Here is a 21013-nt window from a genome sequence, read left to right as displayed (position 1 = left end):
CGCAGGCGGTCGACCGCTTAAGTACGAGACAGTCGAAGCTCTCGATCTAGCGATCCAGGCTTACTTCGACAAGCAGGACCCTCACGTCGAGACGCACATGGTTGTCTCGGGTTGAAAGACCAACGGCGAGACGATGTTCGAAGAGCGGAGCGTCATCATGGACCAGAAGCCCTACACGATCAGCGGGCTCGCTCGTGCGCTCGGACTCATTCGTCAGTCGATCCTGAACTACCAGGCTCGTGAGAAGTTCTTTAACTCGATAGAGGGTGCGAAGCAGCGCTGCGAGGAGTACGCCGAGGCTCAGCTCTTCAGCGCCGACAGCAACGGTGCCAAGTTCTCCCTCATCAACAACTACCAGGGCAAGCACCAGGACTGGTCTGACAAGCACGCCATCGAACACACCTCTGGCGACATGCCGATCCCACTCCTCGCCGGCCTAGCGACCCCTGGTCCGCTGGTAATCGAGGACGACAATGGCCCTGCTCAAGCAGACGACCGCACTCCACAAGATCAGTAGCCTCACCCGACGGCTCCGCATCATCCAGGGTGGGACGAGCGCCAGCAAGACGTTCTCGATCTTGGCGTACCTGATCCACGTCGCTCAGACAAATCTCGACATCCTGATCAGCGTGGTTTCTGAGTCGATGCCCCACTTCCGGCTCGGTGCGATCCGAGACTTCGGCTTCATCATGAAGGCTCAGCGCTACTGGGAGGAGGGTGCCTGGAGCACCGTCTACAACACCTACACCTTCCCCAACGGCGCCACGATCGAGTTCTTCTCCGTCGACAGCAGCAAGGCGCACGGCCCCCGTCGTGACGTGCTCTTCCTCAACGAGTGCAACAACGTGAGCTACGAGATCTACACGCAGCTCGAGACACGTACCCGCGAGCTGATCATCCTCGACTACAACCCGACCAGTGAGTTCTGGGTCCACACCGAGGTCATGCCGCACAACGTGCACGACTTCCTCAAGCTGACGTACCGGGACAACGAGGCCCTGGCGCCGGTCATCGTCCGCTCGATCGAGAGCCGCATGCACGACACCAACTACTGGCGTGTGTACGGCCTGGGGGAGATCGGCATCCTAGAGGGCGTCATCTACGACAACTGGGAGCAGGTGGAGGGCGTCCCAGCCGGGGCCACGCTGCTGCGCCACACCCTCGACTTCGGCTTCACGAACGACCCGTTCGCCATCGTGGACGTCTACCGCTATCAGGGCGGCTTCCTGCTCGATGAGCAGTTGTACCTGACCGACCAGAAGAACAAGGCCCTGGCCAACGCCCTACGACGGGCCGAGGGGCTCGCTCCAGCCGCCCAGGACGGCAACTACGTCGGGCGTATCCACACGCTGACGATCGGTGACTCCAGCGAGCCGAAGAGCATCGCTGAGATCCGGGACTACGGCGTGACGATCACGGGTGCCGTGAAGGGACCGGACTCGATTGACTACGGCATCCAGCTCGTGCAGCAGCAGAAGCTCTACGTCACGGCACGGAGCGTGAACCTCATCAAGGAGCTACGCAACTACGTCCGGAAGGTCGACAAGAAGACGGGGAAGAGCCTCAACGTCCCGATCGACGACTGGAACCACGCCCTCGACGCCGTGCGGTACGGCATCGCTGACGTGCTCAGCGCCAAGAAGACGTCGTCGGTCCGGGTGGTCTGACAGACTCGGCGAACCACGACGAAGGGGACCACTGTGGCGAAGCCTGCACCTGTCGAGCGCTGGGACAAGCTCGCAGTGCTCCTAGCCCGCACCATCCCATCGAGCGGGGCCGAGGTGAAGGCGATACCGGGTCGGGTCGTTCGGTACTCATTACACCTACAGCACACTAAGAGCATCACCGGCGTCTACACGCAAGCTAGCCTGAACCGTCTAAGCCTGGAACGGCGGGTGCCGGCCACTGAAACGGAGCTACTGCGGGTCGTGCGGCCGGAGAAAAATCCAGAACGTTTGCCAGCGCCCACGGGTCACCTGATACGTGAGACGCTGTACGTCATTCTGGCCGAGATGATGCTCGACTGCGGCCGTGTCGTCAGTTTGGTGGACTCAGGCAGTCCATATATCAAAATGAGCGAATACTCCACTGCTCGGGAGTCCTTAGAGCAGATGCTTCCAGTCTCGGTGCGGTGGGTCAAAGATGGTGAAGGGCTTTATCCGGGTGTGGCCGCACGGCTGATGCAACGGTCGCTTGAAGCTTCTGCTGTCCTTCGCCAATCTTAGCTATTCCCGAACATGGCGTGTTGCTTTACTATGGGCTGCAGAAGCACATAAGCAACGCACTACATGCCAAACAGAGTATCGAAACTCCGCAACAAGCTCGCTCAAGCACTCTCGTCGAAGGAGTTTATTCCGCCGCTCTCCATGCTCGACATGGCGACCGGTGTTCCACTCACGACCTACGAGACGAAGCCTGAGCAGCTTCGGACCAACATCGGCTGGGTCCGCACCGCTAACCGTGCCATCGTTACCCCGACCTCGTCGGTGCCGCTGAAGCTACGCCGCATCAAAAAGGTCAAGGGCAAGATCGAGTACGAGGAGATCTCGGAACACGAGATCCTCAACCTCCTCGACGACCCGTACGTGGCGCTCAACGGCAAGAAGCTCCGTGAGCTAAACCACACCTACCTCAACCTCACCGGCGAGACGTTCATGCTGATGCGCAAGAACGGCGAGCCCTTCGAGATGAAGGACGGGGTGAAGACGCTCCCTGATGCGCTGGAGTTGCTGCCGTCTCATGTCGTGCAGTTCAAGCTCGGCAAGGAGCGCTTCTCCGACAGCCTGATCAACTACGGCCAGTCGGAGTACAAGATCGGCCAGGTCATCCGTGCCCACAACCCGGACCCTGAGAACACCTACCAGGGCCAGTCGATCATCAGCGCCGCTTCCTCAGCCATCGACTCCGAGCAGCAGATGCAGAGCTGGAACCGTCGGACGTTCAGCAACAACGCTCGTCCCGGCCTGGTGTTCAACCTCCAGGGCGAGAACATCGACCCTGCTGTCTACGAGCGTCTCAAGCAGCAGATGGACGAGCGGTACACGGCTGACGGGGCGTTCAAGTCGCTCGTCGTCGAGAACGGCGACGTCAAGCCGTAAATGCTCACCCACCAAGACCTCGACTTCCTAGCGTCCCGTGAGTTCACCCGTGACGAGATCCTCGCCATCTTCTCCGTGTCACCGTCGATGCTGGGCATGACGACCGACTTCAACCGGGCCAACATGGATGCCGCCATCTACCTGCACATCCTGCTCAACGTGCTCCCTCGCCTCGACGACGAGATCGCCATGTGGAACACGCAACTCGTCAAGAAGTACGACCGCACGCTCGAGCTCTACTACGTGTCTCCGATCCCTGAGGACGTTGAAGCGAAGATCAAGGAGGCCCAGGCCTGCACGAACACCTGGCGCACGATCGACGAGACCCGTGAGCTGTACGGCCAGGAGCCGCTTCCAGACGGCCTCGGTGCGCAGATCGTGGTCCCGATCACCTCGACCACCCTCGACCGTGTCTTGAACCCGGCGAAGCCGGCGGAGCCAGCCGTGGAGGAAGAACCAGTCGACGACGACGCCAAGCCTGTCGAGGGTAAGAAGAGCGTCCCAAAACCAAGGCAGTGACGCAGGACGAGCTGGGCGAATCGAAGGCACAGCTCTACACCCGCAAGGCAGTCGGCTACGAGTCGACGCTGCTGACCGCCATCCGGGGCGAGTTCAACCGTCAGGGTGACGAGGTGCTGGCCAGTGTCGCCAGCGTGCAGCGTTCCATCGGCGGACGCACGAAGGACTGCGTCGATTCGCTCCTCAACTGGGAGCAGGCCGACGCAGCCGTGAAGCGTGCCGTGGAGCCCGCTCTGCTCGCCGTAATCATCGAGACCGGCTTGGACGCCATGCAACAGATCGGCATGCAGCCGAGTGGGTACGACCCCTACAGCGAGGCAACCACCACCTGGTACCAGCAGCGCACCACGAGGGTCGCTGTCGACGTGAACGACGAGACGGAGAAGCAGCTCAGGGCGACGCTGACCGAAGGCGTCAACGCAGGGGAGAGCAGCCACCAGCTCCAGGCCCGCATCGAAGCGGTCATGGGGCTCGCTGCCACACTCCGTGCTGACCTGATCGCACAGACCGAGATCGCTCGGGCGCAGAGCTACGCCGACGTGCAGGCGTGGTGCCAGAGCGGCGTCGTGAGTGGGAAGGAGTGGTACACCGCCTAGGACGAGCGGGTCTGCAAGTTCTGCGGACCGATGCACGGACGAGTGATCGGGCTGGTGGAGAACTTCTACTCGAAGGGAGACGTGCAGACCGAGGAAGGGACGAACCGGAAGGGGGAGGAGACGACGTACAGCTACAACCACGACTACGACGACGTGGCCGGCGCTCCATTGCACCCTCAGTGCCGATGCACGTTGCTACCTGTGCGTGTCCGCTAGGTTTCCCGCATGGACGAATATCTGAGTGGCTTGGGCAAACTGCTCGGGACACTTGAACTTGGGAACATGGGGGACTGGGTCGCGGGTATTACCGCCGGTCTAGCGTTTGTTGGTGGAGTCGTCAATTTCCTGTACATTAGACGTTCGAACCTCCAGTCAGAGGCGACTAGGTTCGTCAGTGCCATGAAGCTCTTGCCTAAGCATCCTTGGGAGCCTAGGACAAGCTATAATAATAGCCAGAAGATCTTTACTCTCCTTGTAGGAAACTTCACCGGCCGCACCATGGAGAAGGTTGTACTTCGTGTTGTAGTAGGAAACCCGGGCCGCAGAGATAATCTTACGTTTTCCTCACATGAAGTTGAAGTCGACGAGTCGTCGATCGACCTTAGTACGGATAGCTACAGCTTAGAGCGTTCATCCGTTAACTTGATCAAGTTCGCTCCGATTGAGTCCGGACTGGAACACCGCTTGTGGATACATATGCCATTGGACGCAAAATTCAGTGCAAACCTCTACTTCTCGGACTCGTCTGGAAACTCTTGGAAGAGAGGCTTCAACGGCCGCTTGCGGCGGGGCAGCGGTTGGTTCAATGGACGTCGGGTCTAGGGTTGTCATATCAGTCCTTGTGCCGCACATGAGGATCTATATAAACAAGATCACTATTACATGGCACTACCCGACGGACTACCAACTAAGAATACAGCGGGTGCTTTCCGGCTCCGGGGTTCGATCTCTGCACCGTCTCAGGTGACCGGATTCCAATTCGCTCGCCTGGTAGTACCTCCGAGCTCTAGTGCGGGGCCTTCAGCAGCAGTTCGAGCGATTGCAATGAGCGTCAAATGCGTTGTTGCGTCCGACTTCACTGGAACCTTCAAGAGCTACGGGCAATCTCCACAGCTAACGGTGGCACTATTCTGCGCATTCAGAACGTGTCTGCGTACCCGGATAGCTTTATCTCAGATGTCACCGGAAGAATTGCTGCTGGTGTCAACACGACAATGACTGGATTCGGAACTCTGGCTAGTCCGTACACCACCTCGTCAGCGACGCCCCTCGCATCTCCGACCTTCACCGGGACCGCCACCCTGCCGCTCACCGTCCTGACTGGCGCTCTCGCTTCGCCTGTGGCGCAGCGGAACGCTGCCACCACCCTCGACGCCACGCACTACGCCCTCGAGCTCAGCACCACTGCCACGCGGACGCTCCATGCCCTCTCCACCTGTCAGGGCCGCATCTACCAGTTCGTCAACGTCAACGCCGCTGCCGCCACCTTGAAGGCCAACGGGACCGAGCTGATCGGCAACGTCACGACGGCCAACACGTACTCGCTCCCATCCGGCTCGGCCGTCAGGCTCCAGGCGTTCCAAGGGGCATGGAGGGTCGTCTAGTTCCACTACGGTGAGCGCATGGACGAGATCTGGGGCGGGTTCTCCGAGTGGCTGACTGGTACGTCAGACATGCGGCAGTGGGACTGGGGGTCGACTGCTGACTGGGTTACGGGCCTCCTCACCTTTGCTGCGGTCGTCGTGGCCGTTCAAACGTTCCGCCACGACCGACGCCGGCAGCTCGAAGCGCAGGCGTCCCTGATAGGAGTCGAATACAACTTCGTGACGAATGAACCGTGGGCGGACCGGATCATCCGTGTTCGAAACAACTCTCAGCTGCCGGTCACTTCGGTAAGCGTGATGTTCAACGCTGAATCAGCGGACGTCGTCGAAGCAAGACGAGTCCAGGCAGCACATATGGCTGTTTTGAAAGCCCAACTCAGAGACGCCGTCAGGATAGGTGCAGTCAGCAGATTCGGGATGTGGCAGCTCCTTCGGCAATTCCGCCACCTTAAACCGACCCACGGCTTCGTTGAGCTCAAAGACCTGGCACCTGGTGAGACTGATGAAGTGATTTTGCCTCACCCATATGGCGCATTCATGATGGGTGCGCAGTTCAAGGACAGCCTCGGGCGACAATGGGCGAAAGACGTGTCTACTCATCGGGTCTTACGGCGATCTCGTGCACGGAAGATGGCCCTTGGGGCGAACGGGCAGCTTGCTCCCCAGGGTGAGCCGGACGCTACAGCGACGTAGCTATTGCAATCACACTGCCACTTCCTTATAAGTAGTGGCAGACATGAAGACTCAACTGAACAAGAAGATCAACAAGCTGTTCAACATCAACCTCAAGTCCGTGGACGCCGAGAAGCGGACAGTCACTTTCGTGTTCAGCGACGACTCAGTGGACCGCTACGGCGAGAAGGTCGACCAGAAGCCCTGGGACGTCGCTCACTACAAGAACAACCCCGTCGTTCTCTGGGGGCACGACCCGTCTGAGCCTGAGAACATCCTCGGCACCGCCGTCGACATCCAGCTCGACCAGAGCGGCAAGTCACTGCTGACTGCCCAGTTCGACACGGCCGAGATCAACCCGAAGGCTGACCTCATCTACCGCCAGGTCAAGGCCGGCACGCTGCGCACCGTCTCCGAAGGATTCATCCCTCACACCATGGAGTTCGAGAACGACGTGCCTGTGCTCAAGGACAACGAGCTGCTCGAAGTGAGCGTGGTGGCCATCCCGGCGAACCGGAACGCTCTGGCGCTGAGCTTCAGGAGCGGTGCGCTCGACACGAATACGCAGGCGCGACGAGGACGCTCCTCCACAATGCCCAGCTTGGCAATCGTCTCCCCCGAAGTTGCCCCGCTGTGCCCTGCACTGCGCGCGGTTCGTCAGGGTCTGTCCCGGGAGGTTCTGCATGGACAAGGACGAGTTGGGCCGGCGCGGCGAGGAGATTGCTGCGGCGCATCTGCGGGAGCGGGGTTTCGAGATCCTGGACCGCAATTGGCGGGTGCGGGAGGGGGAGTTGGACATCGTCGCGCGTGAGGGTGCGGCGCTGGTGGTGGTGGAGGTGAAGACGCGGTCCTCGACGCGGTTCGGGCTGCCGATCGAGGCGATCACGCGGGTGAAGGCGCAGCGGTTGCGGCGGCTGGCGTATGCGTGGGCGCGGGAGCACGATGAGCGCTCGTGGCATCTGCGGATCGACGCGGTCGCGATCGTGGCGCCGAACGGGGTGCCGTCGCAGGTGCGTCATGTGCGGGCGGTGGCGTGATGGGGCTGGGTCGGACGTCCGCGGTCGGTCTGGTCGGCTTCACCGGGGCTTTGGTGGGGGTGGAGGCGCATTCGGCGGACGGTCATCCGGGCATGGTGATCATCGGGTTGCCGGATGCGGCGCTGTCGCAGGCGAAGGAGCGGGTGCGGTCCGCGGCGATCAACTCGGGCAGCGGGATCGCGGAGTACAAGATGACGGTGAACCTGTCGCCGGCGGCGATGCCCAAGCACGGGTCCGCGTTCGATCTGGCGATCGGGCTCGCGGCGCTGGCGGCGCTGGGGGAGGTGAACCGGGAGTCCGTCGCCGCGGTCGTGCACATCGGCGAGCTCGGGCTCGACGGACGGCTGCGCTCGGTGCCGGGCGTGCTGCCGGCGGTCCTCGCCGCGGTCCGGGCCGGCCGGCGCCGAGTGATGGTGCCCATCGACGACCGGCTCGAGGCGGAGCTGGTCGAGGGAGTGGACGTCATCGCCGTCTCCTCCCTCGCCGCAGCGGCGGTCTGGCACGGCGCGGACTGGGAGGTGCCGGTCCTGCCCGAGCGCTCGGCGCCGCCTCCTGCGGCGCGGGTACCGGTGTCGCAGCTCGACTTCGCGGACGTGATCGGCAACGAGGAGGCGGCCTCGGCGATGGTCGCGGCAGCCGCCGGCGGCCACCACGTGTTCCTGCTCGGTCCACCCGGGGCGGGGAAGACGATGCTCGCCTCGCGCCTGCCGGGGATCCTGCCCGATCTGGACGACGAGGCCGCGCTCGAGGCGACGTGCATGCGCTCGCTCGTCGGCGAGGACACCGGCGGCAGACTGGTGCGTCGCCCGCCGTTCGAGAGCCCGCACCACTCCGCCTCCGCCGCAGCGATCGTCGGCGGCGGGAGCGGCAGGATCCGGCCGGGAGCCGTCGCGCGCGCCACCAGGGGAGTGCTGTTCCTCGACGAGGCGCCGGAGTTCTCCGCCGTCGCCCTCGACGCACTGAGGCAGCCGCTCGAGTCTGGGGTGATCCGCATCCATCGCGCGAACGCGGTAGCGGAGTTCCCGGCGCGGGTGCAGCTCGTCCTCGCGGCGAATCCGTGCCCCTGTGGGCGGCACGGCATCCGGGGTGAGGTGTGCACGTGCTCGCCGCCGGTGCGGCGCCGCTACCTGGCGCGACTGAGCGGACCGCTGCTCGACCGCGTCGACATCCGGCTGTCGGTCCGGCGCATCGGAGCGGCGCAGCTCGTCGTCCGCCGCGACGAGCCGGGGCTCTCGACGGCACAGGCTCGAGCGCTGGTGGTGGCCGCCCGCGCCCGCGCCCGCTCGCGACTGGCGCGCACCCCGTGGTCCACGAACGCGGAGGTGTCCGGCGCGTGGCTCCGTGCGAGCCCGCAGCGTCCGACGGCCGAGGAGTCGAGCGCTCTGGACCGAGCCCTGGAGCGCGGACTCGTGACGATGCGCGGCTACGACCGCGTGCTGCGCCTCGCCTGGACCCTGGCCGACCTCGACGAGGTCGAGCGCCCGACCGCGGGGCACCTCGCTCGGGCCCTGGTCCTCCGGGGAGGTGCGTCGTGACGGCCGTCGCCGAGCTCTTCGACCGGACCGAGACGAGACTCGTGCGGCAGCTCCTCCCGGACGACAGCGAGTCGGATCCGGTGGAGGCGCTCGCGCGCGCCGCCTGGTCCTCGCTCGCGGAGCCGGGCGACGCGGTCGCGGGCACGCTGATCGAGCGCCTGGGAGCCGGCGGCGCGCTGGCGCAGGTGGTCGGGACGGCCTCGGCGGGAGCGATCCTCGCGGAGGTGGCGGACGCGGAGGCCCGCGCACTCGATCGCACGTCTCCCGAGGACGCCGCGTCGGCAGAACTCGGACCGTCGAGCTGTCCTGGAGGATCCGGAGACGACAGCGGGAGCGAGGACGCCGACCCGCGGGACGGGACGAGGGTCCTCGCCGCCGGTCTCGCTCGCTGGCGTCCGCGCGTGGACCGCGCTCTGCTGCGTCGCCGCCTGGAGATCGCGCACCGGCTCGACGCGCGGCTGCTGCTGCCGGGCGGTGACGGCTGGCCCGTGCCGGTGAACGATCTGGGGGAGCACGCGCCCTTCGTCCTCTGGAGTCGCGGCGATCCGCTCGCCCTGGCCGCGCCGCTTCGGCTGGCCGTCGTGGGCGCCCGAGCGGCGACCGGCTACGGCGAGCACGTCGCCGCGGACCTCGCCGCCGGCACCGCCGAGCGCGGCGTCCTCATCGTCTCGGGCGCCGCCTTCGGCATCGACGCCGTCGCGCACAAGGCCGCTCTCGGTGCGGGCGGGCGCACCGTCGCCTTCCTGGCCGGCGGCTCGGACCGGCTGTACCCGACGGCGCACACCGACCTCCTGCACCGCGTCATCGCCACGCCCGGCTGCTCTGTCGTGACGGAGGTCCCGCCGGGCACCACGCCGACGCGCTGGCGCTTCCTGCAGCGCAACCGGCTGATCGCCGCGTCGACGGCGGCGACGGTCGTCGTGGAGGCGGGTGCCCGCTCCGGCTCGCTGAACACCGCCGGGCATGCCGCGGCGCTCGGGCGTCCTCTCGGTGCCGTGCCCGGTCCGGTGACGAGCGCGTCCTCGGCGGGCTGCCACCGACTCCTCCGGGAGTACGCCGCGACGTGCGTGACCTCCGCGGAGGAGGTCGTGGAACTGCTCGGCATGTCGGAGGCGCTCGCGTCCCCGCCAGTGGTGTCCGAGGCCGTTCGCCGGATGCTCGACGTCCTCCGCGGGGAGGGGCGGCAGGAGACGGAGGTACTCGCGCGGCGCTCCGGGTTGTCCGTCACCGAGACGCTCGACGTGCTCGGGACGTGCCTCGCGAACGGTCTCGTGCACCGCGACGCGGAGGGGCGGTGGCGGCTCACCCCCTGAGGAGGCGGGGTTCCCGATGGCGGAGAGGGAGACGCCGAGCGTGCTCCGCCCTCGCGGTGGGCCGCCGGTCGCCGAGCCGCCGCGGCGCTGTCGGCGGTGCGCCCTACGCTGTCGATCAAGCAGCGAGGGGAGCCGCATGGGTGACGAGACGACGACGAGGACGCAGCCGGAGCATCCGCACCCGGAGCATCCACAGCTCGGGCACTTCCGGGCCGCCGACCGGGTGATCGCGCACCTCAGCGACACCCACCTCCTCGCGGAGGGGGCGCCGCTCTACGGCCGCGTCAACACCGTCTCGCGGCTCGAGCAGGCCGTCGCGCGGCTCGTCGAGCGCGGGGGGCGCCTCGACGCGATCGTGGTGACCGGGGACGTCGCCGACCGCGGTGAGGAGGACGCATACCGGCGGGTGCGGTCCGTGCTCGACCCCGTGGGGGCGCGGTTCGACTGCCCGATCGTCTGGGTGATGGGCAACCACGACGAGCGCGGAGCGTTCCGCCGCGCGCTGCTCGACGAGGAGCCGGGTGACGCATCGGGCGGCGCCCCGATCGACCAGGTCGTCGACGTCGCCGGACTCCGCCTGATCGCGCTCGACAGCGCGGTGCCGGGGTACCACCACGGAGCGCTGACCGGCGAGCAGCTGGAGGCGCTGGCCGCCGAGCTCGCGACGCCCGCCCCGCTCGGCACGATCCTCGCGCTGCACCACCCGCCGCTGCCGACGCCGCTCGGCGCGATGACCGTGCTGGAGCTCCGCGGGATGGCCGAGCTCGAGGAGGTGGTCCGCGGCACCGACGTGCGCGCGATCCTCGGCGGTCACCTGCACTATCCGACGTCCGCGACCTTCGCCGGCGTCCCCGTCCTCGTCGCCGGCGCGACCAGCTACACGATGGACCTCGGCGCGCCGGAGCGCGAGCTCGCCGGGATCGACGGGGCGCAGAGCTTCTCGCTCGTCCACGTGCATCCGGAGACCGTCGTCACGTCGCTCGTACCCAGTACGACCGCGCCGATCGCCACCCGCTTCGGCACAGACCTGATCGAGAGGCTCGAGGGCCTGGACGAGCAGGGCCGCATCGACCTGTGGTCGCGGATGCCCGGGACCGATGGCTGAGACTCCCGAGACAGCGCAGCCCGCGCGGGGCGAGCCGCTCGCGGCGGCCGTCGAGGACTTCCTCCGCTACGTCCTCGACGAGCGCTCGCTCTCACCCGCGACGGCTCGCGGCTACCGCGGCGACCTCTCCACGCTGATCGACTTCGCCGCGAAGAAGGGGCGGCCGATGCTCGCGCAGCTCGACCTCGAGCTGCTGCGCGACTGGCTCTGGCACGAGTCGCAGACCGGCGTCGCCCGCGCGACGCTCGCCCGGCGCACCGCGGCCGTCCGCTCCTTCTCCTCGTGGGCGCAGCGCTCCGAGCGCCTGCCGATCGACGTCGCCGCCCGCCTGCGCACGCTGAAGGGCGGGCGACCGCTCCCGCGAGTGCTCACGCAGCCGCAGACCGAGCACGTGATCGACCTGGTCGAGGCGCGCGGGGCGACCGAGGACCCGGTGGCGCTGCGCGACCTGGCGATCATCGAGCTGCTCTACGCCTCCGGCATCCGCGTCTCGGAGCTGGTCGCGATCGACGTCGGCGACCTCGACCTCGACCGGCTCACCGTGCTCGTCACCGGCAAGGGGCGCAAGCAGCGCGTCGTGCCCTTCGGCGTGCCGGCGAAGGAGGCGCTCACCGCCTATCTGGAGAAGGCCCGCCCACAGCTGCTGGCCGGCACGAAGGCGAACGGGACCGATGAGGCCGGGACGAGCGACGCAGACACGAGCACGCCCGCCCTCCTGCTCGGCCGCCGCGGCGCCCGCCTCACCCCGCGCACCGTGTACGGGGTGGTCGCCCGGCTGCTCGACGGCGGCCAGGGCTCGGGCCCCTCCGGCCCGCACACGCTCCGCCACACCGCCGCGACGCACCTGCTCGACGGGGGAGCGGACCTCCGCGCGGTGCAGGAGATGCTCGGCCACGCGAGCCTCGGCACCACCCAGATCTACACGCACGTCTCGACCGAGCGGATCCGCGAGGCCTACCGCCTCGCCCACCCGCGCGCCTGAGTCGGCGGCCGCCCCGGCCACCCCGGTCACTCCGTCCATCGGCAGCAGCACCGCCCGGGGGATCCCGCCGAGGAACCGCATCGGATTCACGTACTCGCCGTCCTCACGGGCGCCGAGATGCACGCACGCTGCGTCGCAGTGCCCGCCCGCGCCCACCGTGCCGATGACGTCGCCGGCGCGCACCTCCTGGCCCGCCGCGACGGCAGGCTCGACCGGCTCGACGCTCGACACCAGCCCGTCGGCGTGCGCGATGCTGACGACGCCGCGGTCGACGACGCGACCGGCGAAGGACACCCGCCCGTCCGCGACGGCCCTGACCGGCGACCCGGGTGCCGCGGCGAGGTCGATCCCGCGATGTCCCGCGGCGTAGCGGTGAGCCGGTGCACGCCACGGCGCGACGACGGAGAAGCCGTGGACCGGCGGTGTCCAGAGCATCGGCGCGAGCAGGGCGAGCACCAGGAACACGCCCGGGCGGAGGAGGAGAGGAGCGATCATGCGCCCACCCTCGCCGCCCGTCGAGCGCCGTGGGCGACCCGCGGCCCGATCAGGGGAGAAAGCGGCGGAAGGGTCTGCTGGGGAGGAGTGAGAGGTCAACCCCACCGCGCAAGCCGCCCCGGGACATTCGCAGGCGGGAGTAACGTGCCTGTGATCCGGACCGGGCGCGGAGACACCGCACCCACCGGCGGCGAGAATCGGAGACGACCATGACCAGCGGACGATCTGACACCATCCCGAACCCCTCGGCGGCGAAGCTGAAGAGGAAGGTGATCGGTCTCGCCATCGCGGCGGCGGTCGGCGGCTTCCTCTTCGGCTTCGACTCGTCGGTGGTCAACGGAGCCGTCGAGGCGGTGCAGGGGGAGTTCGACCTCTCGGCCGCACTGATCGGCTTCGCCGTCGCGTCGGCCCTGCTCGGCTGCGCGCTCGGCGCCTACCTCGCCGGTCGCCTCGCCGACCGCTGGGGTCGCATCAAGGTCATGCTGCTCGGCGCCGGACTCTTCTTCGTCTCCTCCATCGGAGCGGGCGCGGCGTTCGCGGTCTGGGACCTCGTCCTCTGGCGCGTCGTCGGCGGCCTGGGCATCGGCATCGCCTCGGTGATCGCCCCCACCTACATCTCCGAGATCGCGCCGAAGGCGATCCGCGGTGCGCTCGCCTCGCTGCAGCAGCTCGCGATCACGCTCGGCATCTTCGCCGCCCTGCTCTCCGACACCCTGATCGCGAACGGCGCCGACGGCGCCTCCGAGCCGTACTGGTTCGGCGTCGCGGCCTGGCGCTGGATGTTCATCGCCTGCGCCGTGCCCGCCGTCATCTACGGACTGCTCGCCCTGACGCTGCCCGAGTCCCCCCGCTACCTCGCGACGCGGGGCCGCTCGGAGGACGCCCGCAAGGTGCTCGCGACGGTGACGCCGCGCGACGAGGTGGACGAGGCGCTGGCCGACATCCAGAAGAAGATCGACGAGGACGCCGAGAACGCGAAGCGCTCGAGCCTGCGCGGGCCGGCGCTCGGCCTGCTGCCCATCGTCTGGATCGGCATCCTGCTGTCGGTGTTCCAGCAGTTCGTCGGCATCAACGTGATCTTCTACTACTCCACCTCGCTCTGGAGCGCGGTCGGCTTCGACGAGTCCAACTCGTTCGCGATCTCGGTCTTCACCTCGGTGGTCAACGTCGTCGTCACCTTCGTCGCGATCTTCCTGGTGGACAAGGTCGGCCGGAAGCCCCTCCTGCTCGTCGGCTCCGCCGGCATGGCGATCTCGCTCGCGCTGATGGCGATCGCCTTCAGCCAGTCGACGATCAGCGGCGAGGACGTCTCGCTCCCTGGTGCCTGGGGCCCGATCGCCCTGGTGTCCGCGAACGCCTTCGTCGTCTTCTTCGGCGCGACCTGGGGCCCGCTGGTGTGGGTCCTGCTCGGCGAGATCTTCCCCAACCGGATCCGCGCGGCGGCCCTCGGACTCGCGGCGTCGGCCCAGTGGATCGCGAACTTCGTGATCACGGTGACCTTCCCGATCCTGTCGCAGGACGTCTCGCTGACCCTCGCCTACGGCCTGTACGCGGCGTTCGCGGCGATCTCGTTCGTCTTCGTCTTCATGTTCGTGCCCGAGACCAAGGGCCGCTCGCTTGAGGAGATGGACACGCTGCACATCCGCACCGTGATGAAGTCGGCGCGCAAGTAGCGCCGACGCCTCCCGCTCCGAGCTTTGGCTCGCGAGAACGCCTCCGGCTCGCCGAACCCGCGCGGTTCTGCGAGCCGGAGGCGTTTCCGCGTGCCGGAGTCGCCCCCACGGGCCGGAGGCGGTCGTCCGGGCCGGAGATGGGCTGCGGGCGGAGCGGACGCGCGGCTCGGGCCGACGGGGGAGCGGGCCCTCCGGGTGCTAGTCTTCTCGGAGCACCTCGCTCGTCGGGGTGACTACGCGCGCCCATTCGGCCAACGCTCCCCACGGTCCCCGTCGCCCAGCGCGACGAGGGCGGGAGCGCGCCGGGCGCCAGGGCGACGTGCCGACCGGCCGTCGCAGACAACCGAACGGGAGTTCGGCGCCGTCGTGCGCCCGAGCCCCAGAGAAGGAGAACGACTCATGGCAGTCGTCACCATGCGCCAGCTGCTCGACAGCGGCGTCCACTTCGGGCACCAGACCCGTCGCTGGAACCCGAAGATGAAGCGCTTCATCCTGACCGAGCGCTCGGGCAGCTACATCATCGACCTCCAGCAGTCGCTGGCCTACATCGACAAGACCTACGACTTCGTCAAGGAGACGGTGGCCCACGGCGGCACCATCCTCTTCGTCGGCACGAAGAAGCAGGCGCAGAACGCGATCTCCGAGCAGGCGACCCGCGTCGGCCAGCCCTACGTCAACCAGCGCTGGCTCGGTGGCCTCCTCACCAACTTCCAGACGGTCTCCAAGCGCCTCGCGCGCATGAAGGAGCTCGAGGAGCTCGACTTCGACGACACCTCGAAGAGCGGCTTCACGAAGAAGGAGCTCCTCATCAAGAAGCGGGAGCTCGACAAGCTGCACAAGTCGCTCGGCGGCATCCGCAACCTCTCGAAGACGCCGTCGGCCCTGTGGGTCGTCGACACCAAGAAGGAGCACCTCGCGATCGACGAGGCCAAGAAGCTGGGCATCCCGGTCATCGGCATCCTCGACACGAACTGCGACCCGGACGAGGTCCAGTACCCGATCCCGGGCAACGACGACGCGATCCGCTCGGTGAGCCTGCTCACCCGCATCGTCGCCGACGCCGCGGCCGAGGGCCTCATCCAGCGCCACCAGAAGCCCGAGGCCGAGGGCAACGTCTCCGCCGTCGAGCCGCTGGCCGAGTGGGAGAAGGAGCTGCTCACCACGAGCGACGACTCCGCCGCCTCGACCGACGCCGCCGCGACGAGCGACTCCGACGTCCAGGAGCCCGCCGAGCAGGCCGGCGCCGAGACCGAGAAGGTCGCCGACGCCGAGCTCGCGACCGCCGACGAGGCCGTCGCCGAGGCCGAGGCGCCCGCCGAGTCGACCGACGAGGCTCCCGCCTCCGTTTGACACCCGTCCTGAGTCGGGGGTCGGACGGGGCGCGCGAGCGTCCGTCCGGCCCCCGCTCATTCGGAGCACGTTCACCACGAAGCAGAACCGCCGACACCCCGGCGTGATGGAGTCCTCGACACCGAGGCCCGTCGCCGCGGGACCGGCAGACCACGACGTCCGGCCGGGCGCGGGTGCTCGAAGCACCGCGTCGACCGGACACAACAGAGGAGTTCGCAGAACCATGGCAAATTTCAGCCTCGCTGACGTCAAGACCCTGCGCGAGCAGCTCGGGACCGGAATGGTCGACACCAAGAACGCGCTCGTCGAGGCCGACGGCGACCTGGACAAGGCGGTCGAGATCCTCCGCCTCAAGGGCGCCAAGGGCAACGCGAAGCGCGCTGACCGCTCCACCAGCGAGGGCCTCGTCGCCGCCGCTGAGAAGGACGGCGTCGCCACCCTGATCGAGCTCGCCTGCGAGACCGACTTCGTCGCCAAGGGCACCAAGTTCATCGCCCTGTCCGAGGGCGTGCTCGACGCGGTCGTCGCCGCCGGCGCGACCACGGTCGAGGAGGCTCTCGCAGCCCCCGCGGGCGACAAGACCGTCGCCGACCTCATCAACGACGAGGCCGCGATCCTCGGCGAGAAGGTCGAGCTGCGCCGCGTCGCCGCCGTCTCCGGCGAGCACTTCGCCGTCTACCTGCACAAGACCAACAAGGACCTGCCCCCGCAGGTCGGCGTGGTCCTGGGCTACGCGGGAGACGACGCGGACACCGCCCGCTCGATCGCGCAGCACATCTCGTTCGCCAACCCCTCCTACCTGTCGCGCGAGGACGTGCCGCAGTCGGAGGTCGACAACGAGCGCCGCATCGTCGAGGAGATCTCGCGCGGCGAGGGCAAGCCCGAGGCCGCCCTGCCGAAGATCATCGAGGGTCGCGTCAACGCGTACTTCAAGCAGGTCGCGCTGCTCGACCAGGACTACGCCAAGGACAACAAGCTGTCCGTGAGCAAGGTCCTCGCGGACGCCGGTCTGACCGTGTCGGGCTTCGCCCGCTTCAAGGTCGGCGCGTAGCACGCACAGCGAGGGGAGTCCGGGTCGTTCAGTCGACCCGGACTCCCTTCGCTCTGCCCGGGGGAGGCGCCCGGGCGTGGTCGCGGGGCGTGCTCCGCGCGGGATAGGTTTGTACGGGTCTACGGGAGGAAACGTCGATGACGGAGACGGATGCGAAGACGACGGGCAAGCGCCGCAGGGTGCTGCTGAAGCTGTCGGGGGAGGCGTTCGGAGCCGGCACTCTCGGGGTGAACCCGGACGTGATCAGCGCTCTGGCGCGTGAGATCGCCGATGCCGCGACGGAGGTCGAGATCTCGGTCGTCGTCGGCGGCGGCAACTTCTTCCGCGGAGCCGAGCTCTCGCAGCGCGGCATGGACCGCGGCCGCGCGGACTACATGGGCATGCTCGGCACGGTGATGAACGCCCTCGCCCTGCAGGACTTCCTCGAGCAGGCCGGCGCGGAGACGCGCGTGCAGTCCGCGATCGCGATGACGCAGGTCGCCGAGCCCTACATCCCCCGCCGGGCGATCCGGCACATGGAGAAGGGCCGCGTCGTCATCTTCGGCGCCGGCGCGGGCCTGCCCTACTTCTCCACCGACACCGTCGCCGCGCAGCGCGCGCTCGAGACGCACGCGGACGTCGTGCTCGTCGCGAAGAACGGCGTCGACGGGGTCTACGACGACGACCCGCGGACGAACCCTGACGCGAAGAAGCTCGACACCCTGACCTACCAGGAGGCGCTGCAGCGCGGCCTCAAGGTCGTCGACTCGACCGCCTTCAGCCTCTGCATGGACAACGGGATGCCGATGCAGGTCTTCGGGATGGAGCCGGCCGGCAACGTCGCGGCGGCCATCCGGGGCGCCCGGCTGGGCACCCTGGTCTCCAACTAGGGCACTCCCGTCTCGAACTAGACTGACCACTTCCCTCTCTTAAGGAGCTCCCTGTGATCTCGGATGTACTGGCCGACGCGACCGTCAAGATGGACAAGGCCGTCGGCGTGGCCAAGGAGGACTTCTCCACGGTGCGCACCGGCCGGGCCAACCCCGGCCTGTTCCAGAAGGTGCTCGTGAGCTACTACGGCACGCCCACCCCGCTGTCGCAGCTCGCGTCGCTGCAGAACATCGAGGCGCGCACGCTCCTCGTCACCCCCTACGACAAGGGCGCCCTGCGGGACATCGAGCAGGCCATCCGGGACATGCCGAACCTCGGCGCGAACCCGACCAACGACGGCTCGGTCATCCGCATCAACCTGCCGGAGCTCACCGCCGAGCGCCGCAAGGAGTTCGTCAAGATCGTCCGCACGAAGGCGGAGGACGCGAAGATCGCCGTCCGCAACATCCGTCGCAGCGCCAAGAGCGACCTCGACGCGCTGAAGGGCGACATCGGCGACGACGAGCTCTCCCGCGGGGAGAAGGAGCTCGAGGCCGTCACCAAGCAGCACGTGGACGCCATCGACGAGGCGCTCAAGCGCAAGGAATCCGAACTGCTCGAGGTGTAGTGCCGTGCCCGTGAACCCCGTGGAACCCGAGAGCAGCGACGACGCTCCGGCGCCGCACGTTCCGGGCGCCCGGGGTTCGCGCATGGTCACCCGCGACGCCCTGCGCGCGCGGGCTCAGCAGGGTCGGGCCGACGTCGAGCGCCAGCTCGAGGCGACCCGGGCCCAGCTCGAGGCGACGAACGAGCGCCTTACCGCCCGATCGGGGCGCAACCTCGTCTCCGCGACCGCCATCGGCCTGCTCGGCGGCGGCGCGATGGTGGTCAGCCTGCTGGTCGTCAAAGAGCTCTTCATGGTGCTCGCCGGCGTGCTGGTGCTGCTGGCGGCGCTCGAGCTGTCGAACGCGCTGCGGCACGCCGGGCGCGACATCCCGCGGATCCCCACCGGCGTCGTCGCCGTCGTGGCCGTCCCCGCGGCCTACTACCTCGGGATGCAGGGCGCGTGGTTCGCCGTCCTCGCCGGCTCGGCGCTCGTCGCCCTCTGGCGGCTGGCGGAGCAGCTCTTCCGGCGGACGCGGTCGAGCGGACGCGAGCTGATGCTCGACGTCGGGCTCGGCGCGTTCGTGCAGATCTACGTCACGTTCCTCGGCGCCTTCGCCATCCGCCTCGTCGCGGAGGAGGGCGGGCAGCTCTGGGCGCTGTCCTTCCTGATCCTGGTGATCGTCGTCGACACCGGCGCCTACGCTAGCGGTCTCACCTGGGGCAAGCACCCCATGGCGCCGCGGATCAGCCCGAAGAAGACCTGGGAGGGGTTCGCGGGAGCCGCGGTGGCCGGCGTCGTCGTCGGCGTCCTGCTCGCGCTCCTGCTCCTCGGCCAGCCCTGGTGGGTCGGCGCCGTGTTCGGCGCGGTCATCCTCCTCACCGCAACGCTCGGCGACCTCGCCGAGTCGCTGATCAAGCGCGACATCGGCATCAAGGACATGAGCTCGTGGCTGCCGGGCCACGGCGGCTTCCTCGACCGGCTCGACTCGATCCTGCCGTCCGCCGCCGCGGCCTACGTGCTCTACTTCGTCTTCGCGCACTGAGCTCCGGCACAGCCCTCGGGCGCGACGCGACGCGCCGCGCCGTCGCCCCGCTCGGGGCCACGTGCTCGACGCGTCGATTCCCGGAGCGGGCCGACGTGTTGGCATGATGTCGGGATGGACGCTCCCTTCCCCCGCGCGCGCGAGTCCCGGCCCGGCTACGACACGGACGAGGTCGACTCGTTCCTCGCGTCGGCACGGGAGGCCTACGCCCAGCTCTCGGGCGGCCCGGCGGACCTGCGTGCCGCGGATCTGCGGCACACCGCCTTCTCCCTGAAGAAGGGCGGCTACTCCGCACCCCACGTCGACGCCGCGCTCGAGCGGCTCGAGGACGCGTTCGCGGTGCGCGAGCGCCAATACGCGATCGCCGCGCAGGGGGAGGAGGCCTGGCTGCAGTCCGCCCGGGACACGGCGCAGGAGATCGTTAACCGCCTGGCCCGTCCGGCCCGCGAGCGGTTCACCCGCGCCGGCGTGCTGACCACCGGCTACAACATCCGCCAGGTCGACGCCTTCTCCGATCGGGTGTCGGGCTACTTCCGCGACGGCTCCGTCCTCACCGTCGACGACGTGCGCACGGTGTCGTTCGCGCCGCAGCGCGGCGGCTACTCCGAGCCCCAGGTCGACCTCGTGCTCGATGCCGTGGTCGACGTGATGCTGGCGGTGCGCTGAGGGGTTCCCCCCGCACTGGCGCTGGCGGAGGGTCTCCGTTATACTTTCGTGATCGTGGGTATGCATCAGAGAACGTCCGTCGCGCAGCCACTCGTCTCCCGATCCTCGGTCGAGACCTCGAAGCGCCCTGCGGCCCGCCGCACCCGGACCCGCCTCCCGCTGGCCTTCCTCGCCTTCGCCGCCTCGATCGGCTTCGTCGCCGTCAGCGCGGTCGATCCCTCCAGCGGCGCGGTCGCGTCGCCGTTCTACCAGGCTCCCGAGCGCTTCAACGGCGACCCCGCCCAGCGTCTCGTGGTCGCCGAGGCCGCCGTCGAGCGCACGGTCCAGCGCGACACCTTCGACGCGCAGGCGAAGCCCACGCCGACCCCCACGCCGACGCCGACTCCGACCCCAACCAAGAGCAAGGCCGCCGTGGTCGAGGACGACGAGGAGGAGGAGGCGGTCGCCGCTCCCGTCGCCCGCTCCGCCGCGCCCGACCCCGGGTCGGCGAAGGCGATCGCCTACGACCAGATCGTGCAGCGCGGCTGGGCCGACAGCGAGTACGACTGCCTCGTGCTGCTGTGGAACCGCGAGTCGGGCTGGAACGTCTACGCCGAGAACAAGTCGAGCGGTGCCTACGGCATCCCGCAGGCGCTCCCCGGCAGCAAGATGGCGACCGTCGGTGGCGACTGGCAGACCAACGCCAGCACCCAGATCACCTGGGGCCTCGGCTACATCTCGGGCCGCTACGGCTCGCCGTGCGGCGCGTGGGCGCACTCCGAGAGCGTCGGCTGGTACTGATCCGGGTCCCGATCCGCTGCGGCGGGAGCGGTCCGGTCG

General features: G+C 68.1%; 21 protein-coding genes and 2 pseudogenes. 22 read left to right on the top strand and 1 reads right to left on the bottom strand.

Going from position 1 to position 21013, the window contains the following annotated elements; all coding sequences use genetic code 11:
• Positions 1–157 precede the first annotated feature (157 nt).
• From HQQ82_RS02640 to HQQ82_RS02575, 14 genes and pseudogenes are all read left to right on the top strand, one after another.
• A complete protein-coding gene (locus HQQ82_RS02640; protein WP_173231527.1) occupies positions 158–517 on the top strand; it encodes a terminase small subunit in 360 nt (119 codons plus the stop codon).
• Positions 474–1667: a PBSX family phage terminase large subunit gene (locus tag HQQ82_RS02635; protein WP_173231526.1), complete on the top strand. Its 1194-nt coding sequence runs from the start codon at positions 474–476 to the stop codon at positions 1665–1667. Before HQQ82_RS02640 ends, HQQ82_RS02635 begins: the two co-directional genes overlap by 44 nt.
• 33 nt (positions 1668–1700) lie before the next feature.
• The gene (locus HQQ82_RS02630) at positions 1701–2225 is read left to right on the top strand and encodes a hypothetical protein (protein ID WP_173231525.1); all 525 of its coding nucleotides are present in this window, start codon (positions 1701–1703) and stop codon (positions 2223–2225) included.
• Between the two features lie 63 nt (positions 2226–2288).
• Positions 2289–3617: pseudogene (locus tag HQQ82_RS19725) on the top strand (phage portal protein).
• Entirely contained in the window at positions 3614–4213 is a 600-nt protein-coding gene (locus HQQ82_RS02615) for a hypothetical protein (RefSeq protein WP_173231522.1), read from the top strand. Before HQQ82_RS19725 ends, HQQ82_RS02615 begins: the two are co-directional and overlap by 4 nt.
• A 225-nt stretch (positions 4214–4438) precedes the next feature.
• On the top strand, positions 4439–5035 hold the full coding sequence (locus tag HQQ82_RS02610) for a hypothetical protein (protein WP_173231521.1): 597 nt from the start codon (positions 4439–4441) through the stop codon (positions 5033–5035).
• 518 nt (positions 5036–5553) lie between these two features.
• Positions 5554–5817: a hypothetical protein gene (locus HQQ82_RS02605; RefSeq protein ID WP_173231520.1), complete on the top strand. Its 264-nt coding sequence runs from the start codon at positions 5554–5556 to the stop codon at positions 5815–5817.
• A gap of 18 nt (positions 5818–5835) precedes the next feature.
• On the top strand, positions 5836–6510 hold the full coding sequence (locus HQQ82_RS02600) for a hypothetical protein (protein WP_173231519.1): 675 nt from the start codon (positions 5836–5838) through the stop codon (positions 6508–6510).
• Between the two features lie 43 nt (positions 6511–6553).
• Positions 6554–7300 (top strand): HK97 family phage prohead protease, encoded by a 747-nt coding sequence (locus HQQ82_RS19720; RefSeq protein ID WP_254071166.1) that lies wholly within the window; start codon positions 6554–6556, stop codon positions 7298–7300.
• Positions 7188–7526, top strand: a complete 339-nt coding sequence (locus HQQ82_RS02595) for a YraN family protein (RefSeq protein ID WP_254071233.1) — start codon at positions 7188–7190, stop codon at positions 7524–7526. The genes HQQ82_RS19720 and HQQ82_RS02595 overlap by 113 nt, the downstream gene beginning before the upstream one ends.
• The gene (locus HQQ82_RS02590; protein WP_173231517.1) at positions 7526–9061 is read left to right on the top strand and encodes a YifB family Mg chelatase-like AAA ATPase; all 1536 of its coding nucleotides are present in this window, start codon (positions 7526–7528) and stop codon (positions 9059–9061) included. Before HQQ82_RS02595 ends, HQQ82_RS02590 begins: the two co-directional genes overlap by 1 nt.
• Positions 9058–10374, top strand: coding sequence for a DNA-processing protein DprA (dprA, locus tag HQQ82_RS02585; RefSeq protein ID WP_367947781.1), 1317 nt, complete (start codon positions 9058–9060; stop codon positions 10372–10374). The genes HQQ82_RS02590 and dprA overlap by 4 nt, the downstream gene beginning before the upstream one ends.
• A gap of 136 nt (positions 10375–10510) precedes the next feature.
• Complete coding sequence (locus HQQ82_RS02580; RefSeq protein ID WP_173231516.1) at positions 10511–11479, top strand: phosphodiesterase; 969 nt, start codon at positions 10511–10513, stop codon at positions 11477–11479.
• Positions 11472–12461 (top strand): tyrosine recombinase XerC, encoded by a 990-nt coding sequence (locus tag HQQ82_RS02575; protein ID WP_173231515.1) that lies wholly within the window; start codon positions 11472–11474, stop codon positions 12459–12461. Before HQQ82_RS02580 ends, HQQ82_RS02575 begins: the two co-directional genes overlap by 8 nt.
• Positions 12462–12554: 93 nt before the next feature.
• Here the strand turns inward: HQQ82_RS02575 and HQQ82_RS19715 are convergent.
• Positions 12555–12896 (bottom strand): annotated as a pseudogene (locus HQQ82_RS19715) (murein hydrolase activator EnvC); the annotation flags it as partial.
• Between the two features lie 269 nt (positions 12897–13165).
• Between HQQ82_RS19715 and HQQ82_RS02565 the strand changes: the two are divergent.
• From HQQ82_RS02565 to HQQ82_RS02530, 8 genes are all read left to right on the top strand, one after another.
• Positions 13166–14629, top strand: coding sequence for a sugar porter family MFS transporter (locus tag HQQ82_RS02565; protein ID WP_173231514.1), 1464 nt, complete (start codon positions 13166–13168; stop codon positions 14627–14629).
• A gap of 399 nt (positions 14630–15028) precedes the next feature.
• Positions 15029–15979 carry a 30S ribosomal protein S2 gene (gene rpsB, locus HQQ82_RS02560; RefSeq protein ID WP_173231513.1) on the top strand — a complete coding sequence of 317 codons (951 nt, stop codon included), beginning with the start codon at positions 15029–15031 and terminating at the stop codon, positions 15977–15979.
• A 223-nt stretch (positions 15980–16202) separates the two neighbouring features.
• A complete protein-coding gene (gene tsf / locus HQQ82_RS02555; protein WP_173231512.1) occupies positions 16203–17030 on the top strand; it encodes a translation elongation factor Ts in 828 nt (275 codons plus the stop codon).
• 137 nt (positions 17031–17167) lie between these two features.
• Complete coding sequence (gene pyrH / locus HQQ82_RS02550) at positions 17168–17899, top strand: UMP kinase (protein ID WP_173231511.1); 732 nt, start codon at positions 17168–17170, stop codon at positions 17897–17899.
• Positions 17900–17952: 53 nt separating this feature from the next.
• A complete protein-coding gene (gene frr / locus HQQ82_RS02545) occupies positions 17953–18507 on the top strand; it encodes a ribosome recycling factor (RefSeq protein WP_123732204.1) in 555 nt (184 codons plus the stop codon).
• An 82-nt stretch (positions 18508–18589) separates the two neighbouring features.
• Complete coding sequence (locus HQQ82_RS02540; RefSeq protein WP_173231510.1) at positions 18590–19528, top strand: phosphatidate cytidylyltransferase; 939 nt, start codon at positions 18590–18592, stop codon at positions 19526–19528.
• A gap of 114 nt (positions 19529–19642) precedes the next feature.
• Positions 19643–20194: a DivIVA domain-containing protein gene (locus HQQ82_RS02535; RefSeq protein WP_173231509.1), complete on the top strand. Its 552-nt coding sequence runs from the start codon at positions 19643–19645 to the stop codon at positions 20192–20194.
• A 60-nt stretch (positions 20195–20254) separates the two neighbouring features.
• A complete protein-coding gene (locus tag HQQ82_RS02530) occupies positions 20255–20974 on the top strand; it encodes a lytic transglycosylase domain-containing protein (RefSeq protein WP_173231508.1) in 720 nt (239 codons plus the stop codon).
• Positions 20975–21013 lie beyond the last annotated feature (39 nt).

The sequence above is a fragment of the Rathayibacter sp. VKM Ac-2856 genome (genome assembly GCF_013205055.1).
Taxonomy (GTDB): Bacteria; Actinomycetota; Actinomycetes; order Actinomycetales; family Microbacteriaceae; genus Rathayibacter.
Note: the sequence above shows the minus strand (reverse complement) of the source record. Positions and strands in the feature narration are given on the sequence as shown.

Coding starts and splice junctions, on each gene's coding strand:
- HQQ82_RS02640 (WP_173231527.1), top strand. CDS start 158: ATGGACCAGAAGCCCTACACGATCAGCGGGCTCGCTCGTGCGCTCGGA.
- HQQ82_RS02635 (WP_173231526.1), top strand. CDS start 474: ATGGCCCTGCTCAAGCAGACGACCGCACTCCACAAGATCAGTAGCCTC.
- HQQ82_RS02610 (WP_173231521.1), top strand. CDS start 4,439: ATGGACGAATATCTGAGTGGCTTGGGCAAACTGCTCGGGACACTTGAA.
- HQQ82_RS02600 (WP_173231519.1), top strand. CDS start 5,836: ATGGACGAGATCTGGGGCGGGTTCTCCGAGTGGCTGACTGGTACGTCA.
- HQQ82_RS19720 (WP_254071166.1), top strand. CDS start 6,554: ATGAAGACTCAACTGAACAAGAAGATCAACAAGCTGTTCAACATCAAC.
- HQQ82_RS02590 (WP_173231517.1), top strand. CDS start 7,526: ATGGGGCTGGGTCGGACGTCCGCGGTCGGTCTGGTCGGCTTCACCGGG.
- HQQ82_RS02580 (WP_173231516.1), top strand. CDS start 10,511: ATGGGTGACGAGACGACGACGAGGACGCAGCCGGAGCATCCGCACCCG.
- HQQ82_RS02575 (WP_173231515.1), top strand. CDS start 11,472: ATGGCTGAGACTCCCGAGACAGCGCAGCCCGCGCGGGGCGAGCCGCTC.
- HQQ82_RS02565 (WP_173231514.1), top strand. CDS start 13,166: ATGACCAGCGGACGATCTGACACCATCCCGAACCCCTCGGCGGCGAAG.
- rpsB (WP_173231513.1), top strand. CDS start 15,029: ATGGCAGTCGTCACCATGCGCCAGCTGCTCGACAGCGGCGTCCACTTC.
- tsf (WP_173231512.1), top strand. CDS start 16,203: ATGGCAAATTTCAGCCTCGCTGACGTCAAGACCCTGCGCGAGCAGCTC.
- pyrH (WP_173231511.1), top strand. CDS start 17,168: ATGACGGAGACGGATGCGAAGACGACGGGCAAGCGCCGCAGGGTGCTG.
- HQQ82_RS02540 (WP_173231510.1), top strand. CDS start 18,590: ATGGTCACCCGCGACGCCCTGCGCGCGCGGGCTCAGCAGGGTCGGGCC.
- HQQ82_RS02535 (WP_173231509.1), top strand. CDS start 19,643: ATGGACGCTCCCTTCCCCCGCGCGCGCGAGTCCCGGCCCGGCTACGAC.
- HQQ82_RS02530 (WP_173231508.1), top strand. CDS start 20,255: ATGCATCAGAGAACGTCCGTCGCGCAGCCACTCGTCTCCCGATCCTCG.